This is a genomic window from Pseudomonas sp. 21 (assembly GCF_000955805.1).
GTDB lineage: Bacteria > Pseudomonadota > Gammaproteobacteria > Pseudomonadales > Pseudomonadaceae > Pseudomonas.
Genome location: NZ_JYOA01000007.1, coordinates 685848 through 702447, shown reverse-complemented (window position 1 = coordinate 702447; position 16600 = coordinate 685848). Strand labels below are relative to the sequence as shown.

The 16600-nt window shown below is 66.5% G+C and carries 15 protein-coding genes; 4 read left to right on the top strand and 11 right to left on the bottom strand.

Features of this window, described 5'->3' with window-relative positions; translation table 11 throughout:
* Positions 1-99 precede the first annotated feature (99 nt).
* The 4 genes from choV to UB43_RS18740 all read right to left on the bottom strand — a co-directional run bounded on the left by choV (position 100) and on the right by UB43_RS18740 (position 4299).
* Entirely contained in the window at positions 100-1278 is a 1179-nt protein-coding gene (choV, locus tag UB43_RS18755) for a choline ABC transporter ATP-binding protein (RefSeq protein WP_045213877.1), read from the bottom strand.
* Between the two features lie 5 nt (positions 1279-1283).
* Complete coding sequence (choW, locus tag UB43_RS18750) at positions 1284-2123, bottom strand: choline ABC transporter permease subunit (RefSeq protein ID WP_045213875.1); 840 nt, start codon at positions 2121-2123, stop codon at positions 1284-1286.
* Positions 2124-2177: 54 nt separating this feature from the next.
* Complete coding sequence (locus tag UB43_RS18745; protein WP_045213872.1) at positions 2178-3119, bottom strand: choline ABC transporter substrate-binding protein; 942 nt, start codon at positions 3117-3119, stop codon at positions 2178-2180.
* A 241-nt stretch (positions 3120-3360) separates the two neighbouring features.
* Positions 3361-4299 (bottom strand): choline ABC transporter substrate-binding protein, encoded by a 939-nt coding sequence (locus tag UB43_RS18740; RefSeq protein WP_045213869.1) that lies wholly within the window; start codon positions 4297-4299, stop codon positions 3361-3363.
* 332 nt (positions 4300-4631) lie between these two features.
* Between UB43_RS18740 and UB43_RS18735 the strand changes: the two genes are divergently transcribed.
* From UB43_RS18735 to UB43_RS18725, 3 genes are all read left to right on the top strand, one after another.
* The gene (locus tag UB43_RS18735; protein WP_045213868.1) at positions 4632-6008 is read left to right on the top strand and encodes an L-serine ammonia-lyase; all 1377 of its coding nucleotides are present in this window, start codon (positions 4632-4634) and stop codon (positions 6006-6008) included.
* Between the two features lie 386 nt (positions 6009-6394).
* Entirely contained in the window at positions 6395-7501 is a 1107-nt protein-coding gene (locus UB43_RS18730) for a GlxA family transcriptional regulator (RefSeq protein ID WP_024766695.1), read from the top strand.
* A gap of 166 nt (positions 7502-7667) precedes the next feature.
* Complete coding sequence (locus UB43_RS18725; RefSeq protein WP_045213864.1) at positions 7668-9131, top strand: hypothetical protein; 1464 nt, start codon at positions 7668-7670, stop codon at positions 9129-9131.
* A gap of 24 nt (positions 9132-9155) precedes the next feature.
* Here the strand turns inward: UB43_RS18725 and UB43_RS18720 are convergent, their stop codons facing one another.
* From UB43_RS18720 to UB43_RS18690, 7 genes are all read right to left on the bottom strand, one after another.
* On the bottom strand, positions 9156-9407 hold the full coding sequence (locus UB43_RS18720) for a hypothetical protein (RefSeq protein WP_045213863.1): 252 nt from the start codon (positions 9405-9407) through the stop codon (positions 9156-9158).
* Positions 9408-9686: 279 nt separating this feature from the next.
* Positions 9687-10865: a gamma-butyrobetaine dioxygenase gene (locus UB43_RS18715; RefSeq protein ID WP_045213862.1), complete on the bottom strand. Its 1179-nt coding sequence runs from the start codon at positions 10863-10865 to the stop codon at positions 9687-9689.
* Between the two features lie 10 nt (positions 10866-10875).
* On the bottom strand, positions 10876-11808 hold the full coding sequence (locus tag UB43_RS18710) for an alpha/beta hydrolase (RefSeq protein WP_045213860.1): 933 nt from the start codon (positions 11806-11808) through the stop codon (positions 10876-10878).
* Positions 11809-11814: 6 nt separating this feature from the next.
* Positions 11815-12288: a thioesterase family protein gene (locus tag UB43_RS18705; protein WP_045213857.1), complete on the bottom strand. Its 474-nt coding sequence runs from the start codon at positions 12286-12288 to the stop codon at positions 11815-11817.
* An 82-nt stretch (positions 12289-12370) separates the two neighbouring features.
* The gene (locus tag UB43_RS18700; protein ID WP_045213855.1) at positions 12371-13336 is read right to left on the bottom strand and encodes an L-carnitine dehydrogenase; all 966 of its coding nucleotides are present in this window, start codon (positions 13334-13336) and stop codon (positions 12371-12373) included.
* 141 nt (positions 13337-13477) lie between these two features.
* Positions 13478-14362 (bottom strand): 3-keto-5-aminohexanoate cleavage protein, encoded by an 885-nt coding sequence (locus UB43_RS18695; protein ID WP_045213852.1) that lies wholly within the window; start codon positions 14360-14362, stop codon positions 13478-13480.
* An 88-nt stretch (positions 14363-14450) separates the two neighbouring features.
* Positions 14451-15389, bottom strand: coding sequence for a choline ABC transporter substrate-binding protein (locus tag UB43_RS18690; RefSeq protein ID WP_045213851.1), 939 nt, complete (start codon positions 15387-15389; stop codon positions 14451-14453).
* 228 nt (positions 15390-15617) lie between these two features.
* Between UB43_RS18690 and UB43_RS18685 the strand changes: the two genes are divergently transcribed.
* Positions 15618-16577, top strand: coding sequence for a GlxA family transcriptional regulator (locus UB43_RS18685; RefSeq protein ID WP_045213849.1), 960 nt, complete (start codon positions 15618-15620; stop codon positions 16575-16577).
* Positions 16578-16600: the final 23 nt, after the last annotated feature.

Below are 16600 nucleotides of genomic sequence, written 5' to 3'. Positions count from 1 at the left end.
TCGCGCCCATGGGGCGCTCCTACAGGCGAACACCGGCGCCAGCCAACAAAAACGCCGGCTCCCTCGCAGGGAGCCGGCGTTTTTCATGGGTCGGAGAAATCAGCCCAGGTTCTTGCCCAGCAGCGCGTGGTACAGCTCGCTGTCACCGAGCACGCCGACCACGCGGCTCTGCTCCTGCAGCACCAGCTTGTGGCCGGTCTGGTAGCGAATCTGCAGCGCATCACGCATGCGGATGTTGACGTCCACCAGGGTCGGCTCGTGCTTGAGCTTCTCCACCGGGTCACCCGGGCGCCATTGCTGCAGGTCGATGATGTTGCTGCCCTGGCGAGCGGTCTTGATCTGGTTCGACTCGGTCAGGCCCAGCCAGCAGTCGCGGCCCTGGTCGAAGCACACCTCGTCGGCCTGGCGGCGGCACTGGTCCAGGCCACGCATCAGGCTGGAGCCGCACAGCACGTTGAGCGGGTTGGTGTGGGCAACGAAGGTACGCACGTAGTCGTCCGCCGGGCTGAGCACGATTTCCTCGGGCTTGCCGTGCTGGATGATGCGGCCGTCCTTCATGATCGCGATGCGCGTACCGATCTTCAGCGCCTCGTCCAGGTCATGGCTGACGAAGACGATGGTCTTGTGCAGCTGGCGTTGCAGCACCAGCAGTTCATCCTGCAGTTGCTGGCGAATCAGCGGGTCCAGCGCGGAGAAGGGTTCGTCCATCAGCAGGATGTCGCCATCCATCGCCAATGCGCGGGCCAGGCCGACGCGCTGCTGCATGCCGCCGGAGAGCGAATCCGGGCGCTTGTCGCGCCATTGCGACAGGCCGACCAGCTCGAGCTTCTCGTCGATCACCTTCTTCCGCTCGTTGGCCGGGCGGCCCTGCATCTCCAGGCCGAAGCCGATGTTCTCGGCCACGGTCAGCCAGGGCATCAGCGCGAACTTCTGGAACACCATGGCGATGCGCTTGGTGCGCATGGTCTTGAGCGCCGCCGGCGAGCAGTTGGCGATGTCCACCTGCTGGCCTTCATGCTCGATCAGCAGCTTGCCGCGGCTGACCCGGTTGAGGCCGTTGATGCAACGCAGCAGGCTGGACTTGCCCGAGCCCGACAGGCCCATCATCACGCAGATTTCGCCGCGTTCGACATCCAGGCAGGCATCCTCGACACCCAGCACCTGGCCGGTGCGCTTGAGGATTTCCTCGCGACCCAGGCCCTGGTCCAGCAGCTTGAGCGCTTCCTTGGTGTGGGTGCCGAAAATCACATCCACATGTTCGAATCGAATCGCCGACATAGTACTTACCTCCCCCGCAGCGAACGTTGCTTGCACACCCGGTCGAGCAGGATGGCGAGCAGGACGATGGCCAGACCGGCCTCGAAGCCGAGGGAAATGTCCGCGGTGTTGAGCGCGTTGACCACCGGCTTGCCGAGGCCATCAGCACCCACCAGCGCGGCGATAACCACCATCGACAGCGACAACATGATGCATTGGGTGATCCCCGCGCCGATGCTCGGCATGGCATGCGGCAGCTCGATGCGCGTCAGCAGTTGCCAGCGCGAGCAGCCGAAGGCCTTGCCGGCGTCCATCAGTTCCGCCGGCACGTCCTGGATGCCCAGGCAGGTCAGGCGGATGGGCGCGGCGATGGCGAAGATCACCGTGGAGATCAGACCCGGAACCACTCCCAGGCCGAACAGGGTCAGGGTGGGGATCAGGTAGACGAAGGTGGGCACCGTCTGCATCAGGTCCAGCAGCGGCCTCAGCCCGGTGTAGAACCAGGGCTTGTGCGCCGCCAGGATGCCCAGCGGCACCCCGACGGCAATACACACCACCGTGGCGAAGATCACCTGCGCCAGGGTCTCCATGGTTTCCTGCCAGTACCCCAGGTTGAGGATCAGCAGCAGCGAGGCCAGGGCAAATACCGCCAGCCCCCAGCTGCGCTGGATGTAGAACACCAGGAAGACCAGCAGCGCGATCAGCGCCAGCGGGTTGAACCAGAGCAGGCTGTTGGTGACGCCGTGGATGAGGAACTCGAGGGTGTCGGAAATCTTGTCGAACACCGACGCGCCATGTTGCGTGAGCCAGTCGACGAAGGCGGCGATATGCTCGCCCAGCGGTAACTTGTGGTCAGTCAGAAACATAATGCGGGCCCATCAGAAGCTTGAGGAATCGGCCAACGGCAATTACTTCGGCAATTACTTCGCGAATGCCACCTTGGCTGCCGCCAAGGCCGGTTTGCCGTCACGGGTAGTCACGCCGGCGAGCCAGGCGTCGAGCAGTTCCGGATGGTCCTTCAACCAGGCTTTGGCCGCCTCTTCGGGCTTCTTGCCCCCGTTGAGCACGGCGTCCATGAGTTTGTTTTCCATTTCCAGGGTGAAGGTCAGGTTGGTCAGCAGCTTGCCGACGTTGGAGCATTCCTGGACGTAACCCTTGCGCACGTTGGTGTAGATGGTCGCGCCGCCATAGTTGGGGCCGAACACGTCATCCCCACCTTCGAGGTACTTCATCTTGAAGCGGGTGTTCATCGGATGCGGTTCCCAGCCCAGGAACACGATCCACTGGTTGCGGCGGTCGGCGCGCCCGACCTGCGAGAGCATGCCGGCCTCGCTGGACTCCACCAGCTTGAACTTGCCCAGGTCGAACTGGTTCTTGTCCAGCATGCCCTGGACCAGGCGGTTGCCGTCGTTGCCCGGCTCGATGCCGTAGATCTTGTTGCCCAGCTTGTCGGCGTACTTGCTGATATCCGCGAAGGACTTCAGCCCGCCATCGTAGGCGGCCTGGGTGACGGCCAGGGTGTACTTGGCGCCCTCGAGGTTGGCTTTCACCGTCTCTACCGAGCCATTGTCGGCGTAGGGCTTGATGTCGTTGGCCATGCTCGGCATCCAGTTGCCGAGGAAGACGTCGAGATCCTTGTTCGCCAGCGACTTGTAGGTCACCGGCACGGACAACATGGTCACCTTGGTGGTGTAGCCAAGCGACTCGAGCACCTGACGGGTAGTAGCGGTGGTCACGGTGATGTCGGTCCAGCCGACGTCGGAGAAGCGAACCGTGCCGCACGACTCAGGTTCAGCGGCCTGAACCGCCAGCGGTGCGCAAACGGACACAGCAGCCAGCAGCAAAGACTTGCAACCTTTCATGAGCGTACTCCTCTGCGGGGTGGGGCGCCGGCGCTGCCCACAGTGGGGCGCGGCGGTCTGAATTATGAGTGGGACCTCGGGGCGCAGGTCCTTTTGTTGTCATTTCGTAAACGATCATGGAACAGGAAAATTTCGTCGCCTACCGGGTGGGTCGCATCCAGTGCAGGCGAAGTCGTATTCAGCACCAGCCATGTCGCATCCAGTGGAAAGGCCCGGTTCCAGCGACTTCCAGAGGCCCGGATCATTCCATGGCGGCGGTTTTCTGGCCCCCTGGCGCCACGCCCGATGTGTTCGGAGCGACACCCTGCAACCAGCCGTCGAGTACCTGCGGGTTGGCCTTCAGCCAACTCTTGGCGGCCTGGCGGGGATTGCGTCGCTCGTTGAGCACCGCATCCATCAGCTGGTTCTCCATCGCCAGGTCGAATTTCAGGTTCTTCAGCAGCCGCGCGACATTGGGGCACTCCTGAAGATAGCCTGCTCTGACGTTGGTGAAGACCGTTGCACCGCCATAGTTGGGACCGAAGTAGGAATCCCCTCCCTCCAGATAGTTCATTTGGATTCGGGTATTCATCGGGTGCGGCTCCCAGCCCAGGAACACGATGGGCTGCTTCAAGGCCCCGGCTCGCTTGACGTAGGCCAGCATGTCAGCCTCGCTGGACTCCACCAGCTTGAAGTCGCCCAGGCCGAACGCTTTCTCCTTGATCATCTTCTGGATCAGCTGGTTGCCGTCGTTGCCCGGCTCGATGCCGTAGAGGCGCCCGCCCAGCTGCTCCTTGAATTTTGCGATATCGGCAAAAGTCTTCAGGCCCGCCTCATAGGCGTAGCGCGGCACCGCCAGGGTGTACTTGGCGCCTTCGAGGTTGGCACCCACCGTCTCCACCTGGCCCTTGTCGGCGAATGGCTTGATGTCGTTCGCCATGCTCGGCATCCAGTTGCCGAGGAACACGTCGATCTTCTTCTCCGACATCGCCTTGTAGGTGTCCGGCACCGACAGTCGCACCACCTGCGTGCGGTAGCCCTGGTGGCTGAGCACCAGGCGGGTCACCGCGGTGGTCACGGTGATGTCGGTCCAGCCGACATCGGCGAAGCGCACCACGGCGCAGGAATCGGGTTCGGCGGCGCGCGCAGCGCCCGGTAGTACCACGGATAACGCCAACAGCGACGACACAAGACTCTTCATGAGACCAGCCTCTGACTGCGGAGAATGGGGGTGGATACGGGCGAACGCGGCCGTTCGTCGGTGGCGGATCATGGAACAGCGCAGTGGTGCGCGCCTATCGACCGGTCGTGGTTCGCATCGCTCGCGTCGTAAAGAGGCAAGCTTTCGTCGGCCCCGGAACAGGCGACTCCACGCCCCGCGCCGACCGGCTGCGCGGGCGGCGTTATTGGATACGGCCGCGTCGCCGATGGACGCAGCCGGCGCCGGACTTGGGTCGATGATGGCCGGCATCGCGGGCACAGGGACGTGCCCATCCCCTCTTTCAAGGACGTGCAGCTCGCCCGGAGTCCGGCATGGCAATCAGTGTGTTCGACCTGTTCAAGATCGGTATCGGCCCTTCCAGCTCGCACACGGTCGGCCCCATGCGCGCCGCCGCGCTGTTCGTCGGCGCCCTGCGCGAGCGGCAGATGCTCGAGCGCACCCGCCGCGTGGAAGTGCGCCTGTACGGCTCGCTGTCCGCCACCGGCGTCGGCCACGGCACCGACCGCGCGGTAATCATGGGCCTGATGGGCGAATGGCCGGACCGCATCGACCCGAGCCAGATCGAACCGCGCATGGCGCAGCTGCGCAGCAGCGGCGAACTGCTGCTGGCCGGCAGCCGGGCGATCCCCTTCGACTGGGTCCGCGACATGCGCCTGCTCGAGGAGAACCTGCCCTACCATCCCAACGCCATGCGCCTGACCGCCATCGAAGGCGACCACGTACTGCACAGCGACACCTACTACTCCATCGGCGGCGGCTTCGTGGTCGACGAGGAGCAGGCCGCCTCCGGCAGCCTCGACACCGACAACACCGTGCTGCCCTACGACTTCGCCAGCGCCGCCGAACTGCTCATGCTCTGCCGCCGCCACAACCTGCGCGTGTCCGAGCTGATGATGGCCAACGAGCGCATGTGGCGCAGCGAAACCGACATCCGCGAAGGCCTCAGGGTCATCTGGCAGGCCATGCGCGACTGCGTCGACAACGGCCTGCGCCACGAAGGCATCCTCCCCGGCGGCCTCAACGTGCAGCGCCGCGCCGCGCGCCTGCACCGCAACCTGCAGGAAATCGGCAAACCCAACGTCATCGGCTCGACCCTCTCCGCCATGGAATGGGTCAACCTCTTCGCCCTCGCGGTGAACGAGGAAAACGCCGCCGGCGGACGCATGGTCACCGCGCCCACCAACGGCGCGGCCGGCATCATCCCGGCGGTGCTGCACTACTACATGCGCTTCAACCCCGATGCCAGCGACGACGACGTCACCAACTACCTCCTGGCCGCCGCCGCCGTCGGCATCCTGTGCAAGAAGAACGCCTCCATCTCCGGCGCCGAAGTCGGCTGCCAGGGCGAAGTCGGCTCCGCCTGCGCGATGGCCGCCGCCGGGCTCGCCGAAGTGCTCGGCGCCTCCCCGGAACAGGTGGAGAACGCCGCCGAGATCGGCCTGGAACACAACCTCGGGCTGACCTGCGACCCGGTGGGCGGCCTCGTCCAGGTGCCGTGCATCGAACGCAACGCCATCGCCGCGGTGAAGGCCATCAACGCCGCGCAGATGGCCTTGCGCGGCGACGGCCAGCACTTCATCAGCCTCGATCAGGTAATCCGCACCATGCGCAACACCGGTGCCGACATGCACGACAAGTACAAGGAAACCTCGCGCGGCGGATTGGCCGTCAGCATCATCGAGTGCTGACCCGCAATCGACCACGCCCGGCCCGGCGCGCCCCCTGATGGCGCAAGCGGTACGCCCGTCCCGACGATTCAAGGGACGTTACCGTTCCGGGCACAGCACCACCGGCCGCGTGACCGGTGAGTGCTACCAAAAACCCCAGCCCACGATCCATGCGTATTTGCGACCTTCGAGGCGTCGCAATCCGGACCTGCAAAAACGGCATTCCCATGCCGTTTTCTTTTTTAATTGAACGCCCATTCAACCTAGGCACGGCATTTGCCTTGCTATTGGGTAGCGAGCAATCAGAGGAATAAGCCCCGGACGATCCCGGAGCGAATTTCCCGACAGAAGAACAAGCATAAGAAACGCCTCCAGCGAGGCGACTGTGACTAGCGTGAGGTGACTGAATGAACGCGTTCAACCCCGGAGTTCCCCCGCAAAACCGAGCTCCGCAGTCCATCGGCTTCCTGCTGCTGGACAACTTCACCCTGATCTCCCTGGCCTCGGCGGTGGAACCGCTGCGCATGGCCAACCAGCTCTCCGGACGCGAACTCTACCGCTGGCACACCCTGAGCCTCGACGGCCGCCAGGTCTGGGCCAGCGACGGCCTGCAGATCACCCCTGACGCGGCCTGCGACAGCGCCCCGCAGATGGACACGTTGATCGTGGTCGGCGGCGTCGGCATCCAGCGCAGCGTCACCCGCGAACACACCACCTTCCTCCAGGCCCAGGCGCGCCTGGGTCGCAAGCTCGGCGCCGTGTGCACCGGCAGCTGGGCCCTGGCCCGCGCCGGCCTGCTCGACGGCTACGACTGCTCGGTGCACTGGGAATGCCTGGCCGCCATGCAGGAAGCCTTCCCCCGCGTGGCCATGAGCACCCGCCTGTTCTCCATCGACCGCAACCGCTTCACCTCCTCCGGCGGCACCGCGCCGATGGATATGATGCTGCACCTGATCGGCCGCGAGCATGGCCGCGAGCTGTCGGCGGCGATCTCCGAGATGTTCATCTACGAGCGCATCCGCAACGAACAAGACCACCAGCGCGTGCCGCTCAAGCACATGCTCGGCACCAACCAGCCCAAGCTGCAGGAAATCGTCGCACTGATGGAAGCCAACCTCGAGGAGCCCATCGACCTCGACGAACTGGCGGTCTACGTCAACGTCTCGCGCCGCCAGCTCGAGCGCCTGTTCCAGAAGTACCTGCACTGCTCGCCGTCGCGCTACTACCTGAAGCTGCGCCTGATCCGCGCACGCCAGCTGCTCAAGCAGACCTCGATGTCGATCATCGAAGTCGCCTCGGTCTGCGGCTTCGTCTCCACCCCGCACTTCTCCAAGTGCTACCGCGAATACTTCGGCATCCCGCCGCGTGACGAGCGCCAGGGTCAGCCCATCGGCCAACCGGTCATGGTCATGCCCATCCCGCAGGACCTCGCCCTCATGCCCAACTCCTCGGCCATCTCGGCGCTCAGCCAGGCCCAGGGTGAATCCACCTTCGCCAGCGTGCGGGTGCTCTGAGCCCCGGTTAACGGGCGAAGAAAAGGGAGGCCGCTGGCCTCCCTTTTTTCATGCCTGTGACGCATTACGCCCCATCATTCAGAATCGTCTGAATCGCAAACCACCCTGAATCCCGCAGTCTCCGAAGCGCCGGCCAAATCCGGCGAGCTTCGGAGCCACGGGACACATGGACACCGCCCTCGACTACCTGGCCCAGCGAACGCGGGAGCTCTACCGCACGGCCATCGAACTGGACCACTCGACGCTGACCGGCATTCAGTTGCTGCGCCAGCTCGAACGCCTGCGCCCACAGATCTTCGACGTCAGCCGCCATCTTTCCGAGCTGTTCGGCGAGCATGCCGGCGCCCTCGAACAGGCGCGGGCGAACAAAGCGGAAAAGCTCATCATCGCCCTGCACCGACGACTGCTCAGCGGCTACTGGCACCTGCTGCGCACGCGCCGCGCCGAGCGCAAGACCGCTGCCCTGCTGATGCAGCGCATGGTGCGCAGCCTGCAGGAAGTCCACTGCAACTGCCTGCAGAACCACCACTCGGCGCCGCCGGGACTGTGGAGCCTGCTGCACCAGGTCTACCGACGCGCCCTGACGCTCGAAGTCCAGCACCTGCCCATCGACGACGGCGAAGCCTGCGAGCCGCAGAGCCAGACCATCGCCGGTGGCTACCTGCACTGCCTGCTCGTCGCCGGCTCCCGGCCGCTGGAGATTCCCGCGCAATGCCTGCCGGCGCTGATCGAATCCATCCAGGTATTCGCCTCCATCGTGCGCATCCAACCGGAACGGACTGGCAATCACTGGCGACTCGAACAAAAGGAAGACCGCCCCTTCCTTGATCCCGGAGCTGCCCACCGCGAGCACGGGCTCGCCCTGGTGCTCGACGAACTGCGCGACATGCTCAAGCGCTTCACCGCCGCGAGCCCAGGCGATGCCGCCTTCGACCTCAATGCCCACCTGCTCGCCTGCTGGAGCGAAGCGGATACCTGCGCCGAACCCTGGCAGGTCTGCCAAGGCTTTCCGGCATTGCTGGCGCACCTGGGCGTGGCTGACGACACCCGACTCGATGCACGCCACTTCGAGCGCCAGCACGAGGTGAGCGACGTCTGGTCCCAGCACTCCGGCGGCCGGGGCGGGCTGGACGAGGTGGTCGCGCACCCGCACGACATCGAGTTCAGCCGCCCGACACTCAAGGCCAGCCTTCCGCCCACTCTGTCGCTGGCACAGCCGCGCACCACGGAGCAGCACTTCAGTGGCCACTGGGACGACGCGCCTGCGCCCGCTGTCGGCGAACTGCTCGGCATCCGCCGCTGCCCCGGAGGCTCCTGGCAACTGGCACAGGTGGAAAGCCTGCGCCTGCTCGGCGGCGACCGCTATGAACTGCGCGGCGCCTGGCTGTCCTTGCAGCCGCGCCCCTGCCGCCTCAGCCTGCGCAGCAAACTGCAGGAAAGCGCGCCACGCCACGGCCTGCTGTTACCCGACACGAACCCGCTGCGCGTGCTCTGCCCGACACTGCCGCTGGATGCAGGCCGAAAGGTCACGGTGGAAGATCAGGGCCGACGCTACCTGGCCCTGCTGGGAGAGCCTGTTGGCGACACCTTCCCGCTCACCCCGCTGGAAGTGGCCGCCGACCTGCCTTGAAGGCAGGGCCAGCGCCAGCAGCGATCACAACGCCTTGGGTACCAGCGCCGGCAGCAATTGCCGGGAGATCGCCTCGCGCACGGCGGGCAACAGGGTCGCATTCCCCGCGAGCATTTCCTCCACCAGGCGGCGCAGCGCCAGCGAGCGCTCCGGGGTCAGGCCGCGCACGGCGTATTCGCAGGCCTGCTCGGCGGTGATGCCCGGCGGCACGGCGAAACCCAGCGCTTGCAGGCGTTCGCGGAAATCGTCCTGGTCGATCAGGTCGGCGTGCATCATCGCGGGTCTCCTTGGGAGCGGCAGGGGTCTGCATCGATTCTGGTAAGCCGGGCGGGGCGCGGCAAGCACCTGTCCGACGGAATGTCCGCGGCGGGCAAGCGCAGGTCGTTTTCGGCTAACCGACGCGGCGGCGCGGCGCGCAGACTGGCTTCATACCCCGCTGGCCGGCACCGGCATTGCTGGCGGGGCCTCGCACACGAAAGAGCCTGTTTCGGCTCGATTTGTCCCCTGCCGCGCGTCGGGCGCCGCAGGGGATTTTTTTGCCCGGCTTTCGCCGCCTCACTGCTCGCGCTGCAACACCAGGATGCGCGACAGCAGTTCGTCGCGGTCGATGTAGCAGCCCTGCAGGTGCCGTTCTCCGCTGGCCGGGTCGAAGGCGGTGCGGGCGTGCAGGGTGCGGCGGTTGTCGAAGCACCACATCTGCCCGGCGCGCAGCTTCTGTTGCAGACGGAAGCGCGGGTCGCGGGTGAGCGTGAGGAAGGCGCGCCAGGCGTGGTACAGCGCGTCCATGCGCTCGGCCGGGGCGTCGAAGGGGCCACGCAGGAAGTTGGCGATGCGGATTTCGCTGATCTCGCCCCGTGCGTCCAGGGCGATCACCGGGGCCAGGCAGCGGTAGTCGCTGCGGCGGTCCTTGTTGCGGAATTCGATGGGCATCTCGCACAGCGCGCGGAAGTCTTCCGGCGCTTCGTCACGCAGCGCCCGGGCGATGGCGAAGCCGTCGACGAACACGCTGTCGCCGCCGTCGGCGTTGTTCACCAGGCAATGCAGGAATTGCAGCCCCGGCTGCAGTTCGCGGGTCGGCAGGTCGGTATGCAGCGGCAGGTTGAAGGCGGTGTAGGCGTTGCTGTCGGCGGCCTCGGCTTTGGACTTCACGTCGAACAGCACGCCGAAATTGGTCTCGCGGATGAAGGCGATGCGCTGGGCAATGCGCTGCAGGGAACCGGGCGCGGTCGGTACGCCGTCCACGCGGCTGAGGCCGAGGTCGCGCAGGGCGAGCATCCATTCCAGCAGCGCGGAGTCGTCATCCATCAGCTGGTCGTGCTGGAACACCGGCACTTCGAAGTCGCGGCGCCAGACGCGGGTGGTCTGGTGCGCGGCGAGACGTTCGGCGCGGGACTCGTCGTCATAAGCATGGGCGCGCAGCCAGCCGGGGTCGAAGCGGCTGCGGTGGCCATCCTGCCAGTCGATGCACAACTGGCCCTGGTCGAGGCCAGCGCGGGATGGGGCGAGGTTTGCGGGGACGTCGATGATTTCCAGCACCTGCTCGCGGGTGACGCTGTAGACGCACTCGCTGCAGGGGCAGTTGTCGCGCAGCCACTGGTGGTGGAAGGGGCTGACGCGGCCGTCAGCCCAGAGCACTTCGAGGCGGTTGTCCAGCGGGCGCAGGCTGGCCAGTGCGGCGGTCAGCCGGTAGGTGCGCCAGTCGGCGATGCCGGGGTTTTCCAGCGTGGTCTGCATCCTTTGCTCCTCATCGACTCAAGCTGCGGCGCAGGGCCGCGATCAGGGCGCCGCGCAGGGCATCCACTTCCGCCACGCGCCGGGCGCGCAGGCAGCCATGGACGAGCCCGGCACCGGGGAAGTAATCCACCGCCACGCCGGCTTCGCGCAGGCGGTCGCGGTACAGCGCGCCGTCGTCGCGCAGCGGGTCGAACTGGGCGACGGCGATGAAGGCCGGCGGCAGGCCGCCGAGGTCCTCGGCGAGCAGCGGCAGCGCCAGCGGGTCGCGCCAGTCGGCGGGGCGCGAGAGGTAGGCGGCGAGGTATTCATCCACCGCCGCACGGGTCATCAGCGGCGCGTCCGCGCAGGTGGTGCGCGAGGGCGTGTCGAGGTTGCCCAACGCGGGGTAGATCAGCGCCTGGGCCAGCGGCAGCGCTTCACCAGTGCCGCGCAGGGCCAGGCACAGCGCGGCGGCGAGGTTGGCGCCGCCGCTGTCGCCGGCGACCGCGATGCGGGTTTTATCCACAGGCTCGCCGAGGCCGTCCTGGAGGATGCGCCGCCAGGTGTCGAGGCAGTCGTTGAGGGCAGCGGGATAAGGATGCTCGGGCGCCAGCCGGTAGCTGATGGCGATCACCAGTGCGCCCAGTTCGGCGGCCAGGGGAATGCAGATCATGTCGTGGGTGTGGGCGTTGCCCAGCACCCAGCCGCCGCCGTGGATGTAGAACACCGTGGGCCAGCCATTCGCCGGCGGTGCCCCATCAGGACGGTAGAGGCGCAGCTCGACCAGGCCTTCGGGGTGAATGTCGCGGACCAGCAGGCCCGGTGGAGCCGGCGGTGCAAAAGCGGCGGCCATGCGCTCGTAGTTTTCCCGCTGGGCGTCGAGCGTGGGGCCTTCCAGTGGGTGAGCCTCCGTCTCGGCGACGAAGGCCAGCATGGCATCGGACAGCGGATAGCGCCGGCTCATGTCCGTTCAGCCCGGCAGGCCGATGACACGGCCGACATAGTCCGGGCACGGCAACGGGCGATGGGCCTCGGCCAGCGCCAGCACACGCTCCAGCACCACGCCTTCGAAGGGCGCCGAGCGAGCGCCGCCTTCGAGGTTCACGTGCAGCAGCATCTGCTCACTGGCGGCCAGGGCGAGGTCTTCGTCGGCGCGGTGCAGGCTGTGGAAAACATGCAGGCGCTTGCGGTCGTGGGCAATCAGTTGGGTACGCACTTCGACCTTCTCGCCTTGCTTCACCTCGTGCAGGTAGTTGAGGTGCACTTCGAGGGTGAACAGCGAGTCGTGGCTCGCCGCGCGGTGTTCAGCGTCGAGGCCCAGGTGGTCCATCAGGGCGTCGGTGGCGTAGCTGAAGAGCAGCAGGTAGAAGGCGTCGCGCAGGTGGCCGTTGTAGTCGGTCCACTCGGCGAGGATGGGGGTTTCCCAGGTTTTCAGGGCGTGCATGGCTGTGCGTCCGTGAGGCCCTCACCCCAACCCTCTCCCAGGGGGAGAGGGGGCGGTTCGGGGCGGGTGATGAACCGTGAGGTTAGTCGGCGAAGGCGAAGCCGTGTTTGGACTTGGTCTCCTTGATGGCGCCGAGCACCGCCAGCAGGCAGTCGTCGCGGTAGCGTTCCAGCTCGGCGATGCTGCGGCTGCCCTGCTGCTCGGCAGTACCTTCCACCACGCGGTCGATCAGGGTTTCGGTCAATTCCGGGGCGGGCAGGTAGGTCCAGGGCAATTGCAGCGCCGGGCCGAACTGGGCCATGAAGTGGCGCATCCCGGCATTGCCGCCGGCCAGGGTGTAGGTGAGGAAGGTGCCCATGAACGACCAGCGCAGGCCGGCGCCGAAGCGGATGGCGTCGTCGATCTCGCCGGTGCTGGCGACGCCGTCGTTGACCAGGTGCAGCGCTTCGCGCCAGAGGGCTTCGAGCAGGCGGTCGGCGATGAAGCCGGGGACTTCCTTGCGCACGTGCAGCGGCCGCATGCCGAGGGATTCGTAGACCTGGATGGCGGCCTGTACGGCTTCCGGCGCGGTCTTCGCACCGCCCACCACTTCCACCAGCGGCAACAGGTACACCGGGTTGAACGGATGGCCGACCACGCAGCGTTCGGGGTGCGTGGCGTCGGCATAGAACTCGCTGGGCAGCAGGCCCGAGGTGCTGGAGCCGATCAGCGCATTGGGCTTGGCGGCGGCGCTGATCTTGGCGTGCAGTTCGCACTTCAGGTCGAGGCGTTCGGGGGCGCTTTCCTGGATGAAGTCGGCGTCACGCACGCATTCCTCGATGGTGGAGACGAAGCGCAGGCGATCCTGCGCGGCTCCAGGGGCAAGGCCGGCCTTTTCCAGCGCCGGCCAGGCATTGGCGATGCGCGCACGCAGGGCGGCTTCGGCGCCGGGCGCCGGGTCCCAGGCGATGACGTCGAGGCCGTGGGCCAGGGCGCGGGCGACCCAGCCGCTGCCGATGACGCCGCTGCCGAGGGCGGCGAAGGTTTTGATGTCGGTGATGAAGGACATGAAGACACTCCGATGATTTCGGTAGGCCCGTAGGAGCGAGGGGGACGCCCTCGTTATTGCTCGCGAACAACGTCCGCAGCGGGGCTGGTTCGCGAGCAAGCTCGCTCCTACGAAGAGCAGTTCGTAGGCAGGGTGATTGGATCAGCGGGCCTTGAGGTTCATCTTCCTGCGTCCCTCGGCCGGGGTCAGGGCGCGGCCGCCCAGGCGCTCGATGATCTCGATGGCGCGCTCGACCAGTTGGCCGTTCGTGGCGTGCACGCCGCGGTCGAGCCAGATGTTGTCTTCCAGGCCGACCCGCACGTTGCCGCCCAGCAGCATCGCCTGGGCGACCATGGGCATCTGCGAGCGGCCGATGCCGAAGCCGGCCCAGGTCAGGCCGTCGGGGATGTTGTCGGCCATGGCCTTCATGGTGGTGGTGTCGGCCGGGGCACCCCACGGGATGCCGAGGCAGATCTGGATCAGCGGGTCTTCCAGCAGGCCTTCCTTGAGCATCTGTTTGGCGAACCAGAGGTGGCCGGTGTCGAAGATTTCCAGCTCGGCCTTCACCCCCAGTTCGGTGATGCGCTTGGCGCCGGCACGCAGCTGGGCCGGGGTGGAGACGTAGATGAAGTCGCCGTCGCCGAAGTTCAGGGTGCCGCAGTCCAGGGTGCAGATTTCCGGCAGCAGTTCCTCGACGTGCTTCAGGCGCTCCAGCGGGCCGACCAGGTCGGTGCCGGCGCCGAACTCCAGCGGCTGCTCGCCCTGGCCGATCTGCAGGTCGCCGCCCATGCCGGCGGTGAGGTTGATGATGACGTCGGTGTCGCTCTCGCGGATGCGTTCGACCACTTCGCGGTAGAGCTTCACGTCGCGGCTGGGCTTGCCGGTCTGCGGGTCGCGGACGTGGCAGTGGGCGACGGTGGCGCCGGCCTTGGCGGCCTCGATGGCCGCGGCGGCGATTTCCTTCGGGGTAACGGGAATGGCCGGGTGCTTGCCGACGGTGTCGCCGGCGCCGGTCACCGCGCAGGTGACGATCACTTCATGGTTCACGGTGGCTGTCCTTCTTCGGGTCGAACGCCCCCACTGCGCGCCAGGTGACGCGCAGGGAGTGGCTGGTGGGGAGTGGCGGGGCCGGGCGTTATTTCAGCGAGGCCTGGACGGCGGCCAAGCCATCCTTGCCGTCATAGGTGGTCACGCCGTCGAGCCAGGCCTTGAGCGGCTCGGGGTTCTGTTTCAGCCAGGCCTTGGCGGCGTCCACCGGCTGGCTGCGGTCGAGGATCGGCACCATCACCTGGCTGACCTGCTCGCTGCTGAACTTGAGGTTGTGCAGCAGCTTGGCGACGTTGCCGCACTGCGCCTGGTAGCCGCCGGCGGTCATGATGGAGACGGTGGCGGAGCCTTCGTTGGGGCCGAATACGTCGTCGCTGCCGGTGAGGTACTTCATGTCGATCTGCAGGTTCATCGGGTGCGGCTTCCAGCCGAAGAACACCACCCACTGCTTGCGCTTGATGGCGCGCTTGACCGCGGTGAGCATGCCGGCTTCGCTGGACTCGACGATCTGGAAGCCCTTCAGGCCGAACTTGTCGTCAGCGATCATCTTCGCGGTGATGCGGTTGGAGCCGCTGCCCGGCTCGATCAGGTAGATCTTGTTGCCCAGCTTGTCCTTGAACTTGGCGATGTCGGCGAAGGTCTTCAGACCGCCGTCGTAGACATAGGTCGGCACGGCGTAGGTGGATTGCGCGTCGGGCAGGGTCGGCGGGGTGATCACGTCGATCTGCTGCTTGTCGAGGTAGGGCTTGGCCACCGGCTGCATGGTCGGTTGCCAGTAGCCGAGGAAGACGTCGAGCTGCTTGTCGGCCATGCCGGCCAGGATGATCTGCTGCGAGGCACTGGTCTGCTTGACCTTATAGCCCAGGCCGTCGAGCACGGCCTCGGCCACGGCGCTGCTGGCCACCACGTCGGTCCAGTTCACCGTGCCCATGCGCACGTTCTGGCACTGGGCGGGCTCGGCGGCCCAGCTGGTGCCGGCGGCGAGCATGAGCGCGGCACAGCCGAGCGCTCGGATCGATAGCTTCATGACTTCTCCCTCAAGGCCTTTGCGGCGTTGGTTTTCGTTGTTGTGTGTCATGCGGCCCCTCACGGGGGGCTGTGCTGATCAAGTTACGCAGCTGCAGGGGTGGTGAATCGCACTGCGGCGACCAGCTCTTGCACAGCAGCGACCTCCCCGATTGCCAGGGCGACGCCCCTGGTCCATAAGTGTGGGCAGGCTGCCATCAAGCCGCCCCCAAGACGCACGGTACCCGCCATGTCCCAAGACTTCTGGTTCCTGCTGTTGCCCGGTTTTTCGGTGATGGGTTTCGTTTCCGCCGTCGAGCCGCTGCGGGTGGCCAACCGCTTTCGCGGCGAGCTGTACCGCTGGCACCTGATGAGCCTGGACGGCGGGCCGGTGCTGGCCAGCAACGGCATGTCGATGAACGCCGACAGCGGCCTGGAAGCGCTGCGCGAGGGCGACACGCTGCTGGTGGTGGCAGGTTTCGAGCCGCTGCGCGCCTGTACCCCGGCGCTGCTGCACTGGCTCAAGCGCCTGGACCGCGAGGGCGTGACCCTGGGCGGCATCGACACCGGCAGCTTCGTGCTGGCCGAGGCCGGCTTGCTGCAGCGCCAGCGCTGCACGGTGCACTGGGAGGCGCTGGACGCCTTCCGGGAGACTTATCCACAGGTGCAGGCGACCCAGGAGCTGTTCGAGATCGACGGCCCGCGCATCACCTCCGCCGGCGGCACCGCGTCCATCGACCTGATGCTCGACCTGATCGCCCAGGCCCACGGGCCGGAGTTGGCGGTACAGGTGTCGGAACAGTTCGTGGTCGGGCGCATCCGCCCCCGCCAGGACCACCAGCGCCTGCAGGTTGCCAGCCGCTATGGCGTTTCCAACCGCAAGCTGGTGCAGGTGATCGGCGAGATGGAGCGCCACACCGAGCCGCCGCTGACCACGCTGGAGCTGGCCGAGCGCATCCAGGTGACCCGGCGCCAGCTGGAGCGCCTGTTCCGCCTGCACCTGAACGACACACCGTCGAGCTTCTACCTCGGCCTGCGCCTGGACAAGGCGCGCCAGCTGCTGCGCCAGACTGACATGAGCGTGCTGGAGATCGGCGTGGCCTGCGGCTTCGAGACGCCTTCCTACCTGTCGCGCAGCTACCGGACGAAGTTCGGCGTGTGCCCGAGCCAGGATCGGGTGGGGTTGCGCAAGGTCGTGGCCAGGGCCTGAAAACCTGTAGGAGCGCGCCATGC